This window comes from Algibacter sp., assembly GCF_049667265.1.
In the GTDB taxonomy this organism is placed as follows: domain Bacteria; phylum Bacteroidota; class Bacteroidia; order Flavobacteriales; family Flavobacteriaceae; genus Algibacter_B.
The window spans coordinates 1-4866 of the sequence record NZ_JBATHX010000238.1 but is presented as its reverse complement, the minus strand read 5'-3'; the positions used below and the strand labels follow the sequence as shown (position 1 = coordinate 4866).

Genomic DNA, 4866 nt, shown 5'->3' with positions numbered 1-4866 from the left:
GTTCCTAAAGTTACAGTTGCTAAAGCTTGAGTTTCTCCACGAGTAAAGATAGAAGAACCATGTGTTGATGGTAAGTAATCTACTTCACACCAAATTGGTCTAATCTCAGTCGTTTTACGACCATCTAGACGTAATCCTTCATTTAAAGTTAAATCTCTAATAGCAGCTTTTTCAGCTTTGTAATAATATTTAGAAACTAAGTCGCCAAAGTCTTCCATTTCTTCTTCAGAAAAAGAGGCTTTAATGTCTTCTTTTATTGCATCAAACGCGGCACTTCTTTCATGTTTAGCAGATCCAGCTTTTGCAATAGCATACACTTTATCATAAGCCATGTCATGAATTTTCTTGGCTAAATCTTCTTCTTCTCTTTCGCCTTCATACTCACGAACTTCTTTCTTTCCAAAAGCCTCAGCTAATCTAACTTGAGCAGCACATTGTACCTTAATAGCTTCGTGTGCAAACTTAATAGCGTCAGCCATTTCTTCTTCAGAAATCTCATCCATTTCTCCTTCAACCATCATTACTGAATCGGCAGAAGCACCAATCATCATATCGATGTCGGATTCTTCTAATTGTGCAAGTGTTGGATTGATGATAAATTCACCGTTTATCCGACCAACTCTAGCTTCAGAGATAGGGCATTCAAAAGGGAAATCTGATAATTGAATAGCCGCCGAAGCTGCTAAACCTGCCATAGCATCTGGCATAACGTTCTCATCATGAGACATTAATTGAATCATCACCTGGGTTTCAGAATGATAATCTTTTGGGAATAACGGACGTAATACTCTATCCACTAAACGCATCGTTAAAACTTCACCGTCACTAGGTCTAGCTTCTCTTTTAAAGAAACCACCAGGGTAACGTCCTGCAGCAGCAAATTTTTCTCTGTAATCTACCGTTAACGGTAAAAAGTCTACGGGACTTTGTCTGTAATTGGAAACAACTGTACATAATAACATACATTTTCCAGATTGAACAACAACAGAACCATGTGCCTGTTTTGCTAATTTTCCGGTTTCGATAGAAATTTCTCTACCGTCTCCAAGGTCAATAACCTCTCTAAAAACTTTTGGAATCATAAATTTTTTCTTGCAATTCAAGCACATAAATGCTCAAATTATGTTAAACAATGGTCGTTGTGTTGTTGTGTGTAGTTGTTGTGTGGTATTAAATACCGATTGACCAATGAAAAACCTTTTGTCCCGAACTCGTTTCGGGAATTAGCTTCTTCTATAATATTACGTTGTTTAAACTCCTACGCTCGAGTTATATTATTTGGGCGTTTCCCGAAAAGGGTCGGGCTTTCACTACTCGCTCCTCCTAAGGTCGGGAGCTCAAACATGCCGTTCAATCCCTAACGCAAAAACAAAAAACCACGTTAAAAAACGTGGTTTTTCTATTTTAGATTATTTTCTTAATCCTAATTCTTTAACTATAGCACGATATCTTAAAATATCTTTCTTAGTTAAGTAATCTAGTAAAGCACGACGCTTTCCTACTAATTTTACTAACGAACGCTCAGTATTATAATCTTTACGATTGTTTTTTAAGTGCTCAGTTAAGTGATTAATTCTTTGTGTAAACAAAGCAATTTGCCCTTCCGCAGATCCAGTATCGTTTTTACCTTTTCCGTGTTTTGCAAATAAATCTGCTTTTTTTTCTTTTGATAAATACATGCTAATATTATTGTAAATGATTTTTATGTACACGAAAGCCTTTCTTTCGAGCGGCAAATATAGTGTTTTTTTGTTTTTTCGCTATTTATTTTGTATCTTTTCTTTTTAAATTAAAAGTGAAACAGTTTTTATCGTTATTTTTTAACTCCCTATAAACTAACAACTTATAATTTATGCCATGAAAAAGCTATACCCCAAAGTCAATTCTTCGGAAACCTACGACTTCTTAGAGCAAATTTTCAATAATACTTACGACGGTATTGTTATTTTAACTTTAGACGGTGATTGGATAAAAGTTAACGACAGTATTTGTAATTTATTTGGATATGCCAGACACGAATTATTCAACATGAACATTGAGAACATTGTTTTTAGAGAAGATTTAGGCGTCCATCAAAGAAAGTATGAAAGATTAATGCAAGGCAAAATTGAAGGCTATCGTGTCAGACAGCGTTATTTTCATAAAGATGGATCTATTATTTGGTTTTTAATTTCCGTGTCATTAATAATGAATAAAAACGGAGAACCAAGTAACATGATTTGGCAGTTTTCGGATATTACTGGTCGAAAACGAAATCAAGATAAGTTAAAAATGATGCTTAATGTGGTTAGAGAGCAAAACGAACGATTAACATCATTTGCCAACATAGTGACTCATAATTTGAGATCGCATTCAGGGAATTTATCATCTATTGCCGAGTTTTTAGAAGATGATAACGCAACTTTAAAAAACGATGAGAATTTCGATTTTTTAAAGAAGGCCATTGCAAATCTTGAAGAAACAGTATCCCATTTAACCGATGTAGCCAAAACTAAGGTAGTTGATGAGAGTCAAATAGTGAATTTAAATTTATACGATTACGTTGAAAAGTCAATTTATAACATTACCGCAATTGCAAAAAACACCAATACAACTATTATAAATTATATTGATGAGGATTTGTGTGTAAAAGCTATTCCTGCTTATTTGGATAGTATTATTCTAAATTTTTTAAGCAATGCTATAAAGTACCGGTCAGACAAAAGATTGCCAAAAATAAGGTTAACCGCAACTGTACAAGATGATTATGTTATTTTCAAGGTTGGCGATAATGGCTTAGGTATTGACATGGAAAAATATGGCGATAAACTATTTCAAATTTATAACACATTTCATTCCAATAAAGACGCTATTGGACTTGGATTATTTTTAACAAGAAATCACATTGAATCATTAGGTGGTAAAGTGATTGTAACTAGTGAAGTAGATGTGGGAAGTGAGTTTTCTATATATTTAAAAAGTGCATAAAAAAAACTGGTCTGGATTTAATCCAGACCAGTTTTTTTTATTCTTTATTATATGATTTAAGCTCTTAAAGGCTGATTCAATATCAAATCTAAATATTGATTTACCTTATCCTTTAAATCTTTACGAAGAGTTATAAAATCTAAGAAACCATGTTCTAATAAAAACTCTGAAGTTTGAAACCCATCAGGTAATTCTTTTCCAGTTGTATCTCTTACAATTCTAGGACCTGCAAAACCAATTAATGCTCCTGGTTCACTAATATTAATATCGCCTAACATAGCAAACGATGCCGTGGTTCCTCCAGTTGTTGGGTCAGTACATAGTGAAATATATGGTAAACCAGCATCTGATAATTGTGCTAATTTTACTGATGTTTTAGCCAATTGCATTAACGATAATGCAGCTTCCATCATTCTAGCTCCTCCAGATTTTGAGATAACCATTAATGGTAATTTGTTTTTTAATGCATAATCAGCAGCTCTTGCAATTTTTTCGCCTACAACACTACCCATTGAGCCTCCAATAAAAGCAAAATCCATACAGGCAACGACAAGGTCTTTTCCTTTTGATTTTCCAACGGCACAACGTACAGCGTCTTTTAAATTTGTTTTCTTTTGAGCCGATTTTAATCGATCTGGATATTTTTTTGTGTCCACAAACTTAAGCGGGTCTTTAGATTCCAAATTAGCATCTAACTCCTTAAATTTATTGTCGTCAAACAGTATTTGGAAATATTCTCTACTACCAATCCTTACATGGTAGCCATCTTCTGGACTGACATAAAAATTTTGTTCTAACTCTTCTGTATCTACAATTTTACCTGTTGGAGATTTGTACCACAAACCTTTTGGTGTGTCTTTTTTCTCTTCGGTAGTTGTTGTGATTCCTTTTGTTTTTCTTTTAAACCAAGACATATATTGATTTATTTTTTTTAGTTTTTATGATTTTAAGAATTAAAAAATAATCTTAAAATCATGACTTTTGGTTAGTTATTTTTTTGCATTTGCAAAGTATACAAAATTACTGTTTTTATTATTCAAACTCAAAATTTGTGACTTCAATCTTGAACCTATAAATATAGTAAAAATTAAAATCCTGTTTTTTAACTCAATAAGTGGGTTAAAAAAACAGGATTTTTTATTTTGTTTGCGTTAGGCCTGCCTGCCGGCAGGCGCCCAAAAATTATAGGGTATTTACATTATTTAAGTCCTCAAACGCCTTTTTTAAGCGAGCTACAAATGTTTTTTCTCCTTCACGTAACCAAACTCTTGGATCGTAATATTTTTTGTTTGGAGAATCATCACCATCAGGATTTCCTATTTGTGCTTTTAAATATTCTGATTTATCGCCCATGTAATTACGAATACCTTCCATGAAAGCATATTGTAAGTCTGTATCAATATTCATTTTAATCACACCATAGCTAATTCCCTCACGAATTTCTTCTACTGTAGAACCAGATCCACCATGGAATACAAAATCAATGTGATTATGCTCAACACCATATTTTTTCGAAATATGCTCTTGAGAATTTTTTAAGATTTTTGGCGTTAATTTTACGTTTCCTGGTTTGTAAACCCCGTGTACATTACCAAATGCTGCTGCAATTGTAAATTGAGGACTTACTTTACTTAATTCTTCGTAAGCATAAGCTACTTCTTCTGGTTGTGTGTATAGTTTAGAATCATCTACATCGCTGTTATCTACACCATCTTCTTCACCACCTGTAATTCCTAGTTCAATTTCTAAAGTCATGCCCATTTTAGACATTCTTTTTAAATAGGTTTTACAAATTTCAATATTTTCTTCAATTGGTTCTTCAGAAAGATCAATCATATGAGAACTGAATAATGATTTTCCAGTTTCTTTATAGTGTATTTCACTAGCATCTAATAAACC

Annotated in this window: 4 protein-coding genes and 1 pseudogene; 1 reads left to right on the top strand and 4 read right to left on the bottom strand. The window is 33.1% G+C overall.

Translation table 11 applies throughout. The features are described from left to right. Both WBN21_RS09020 and rpsO read right to left on the bottom strand, forming a co-directional pair. A pseudogene (locus tag WBN21_RS09020) lies at positions 1–1082 on the bottom strand (polyribonucleotide nucleotidyltransferase); the annotation flags it as partial. 327 nt (positions 1083–1409) lie between these two features. Next, the gene (rpsO, locus tag WBN21_RS09015; RefSeq protein ID WP_424199512.1) at positions 1410–1679 is read right to left on the bottom strand and encodes a 30S ribosomal protein S15; all 270 of its coding nucleotides are present in this window, start codon (positions 1677–1679) and stop codon (positions 1410–1412) included. A 178-nt stretch (positions 1680–1857) separates the two neighbouring features. Here rpsO and WBN21_RS09010 point away from each other — a divergent pair, with 178 nt between their 5' ends. Further along, positions 1858–2967, top strand: coding sequence for a sensor histidine kinase (locus WBN21_RS09010; RefSeq protein ID WP_424199511.1), 1110 nt, complete (start codon positions 1858–1860; stop codon positions 2965–2967). A gap of 56 nt (positions 2968–3023) precedes the next feature. Here WBN21_RS09010 and accD read toward each other — a convergent pair whose 3' ends face one another. Further along, positions 3024–3881, bottom strand: a complete 858-nt coding sequence (accD, locus tag WBN21_RS09005) for an acetyl-CoA carboxylase, carboxyltransferase subunit beta (RefSeq protein ID WP_424199509.1) — start codon at positions 3879–3881, stop codon at positions 3024–3026. 268 nt (positions 3882–4149) lie between these two features. Further along, a partial coding sequence (fbaA, locus tag WBN21_RS09000; RefSeq protein ID WP_424199507.1) for a class II fructose-bisphosphate aldolase occupies positions 4150–4866 on the bottom strand: 717 nt, incomplete at its 5' end.

What these genes read in the sequence shown, in the direction of transcription:
- rpsO (WP_424199512.1), bottom strand. Translation starts at nt 1,679, where the DNA reads ATGTATTTATCAAAAGAAAAAAAAGCAGATTTATTTGCAAAACACGGA.
- WBN21_RS09010 (WP_424199511.1), top strand. Translation starts at nt 1,858, where the DNA reads ATGAAAAAGCTATACCCCAAAGTCAATTCTTCGGAAACCTACGACTTC.
- accD (WP_424199509.1), bottom strand. Translation starts at nt 3,881, where the DNA reads ATGTCTTGGTTTAAAAGAAAAACAAAAGGAATCACAACAACTACCGAA.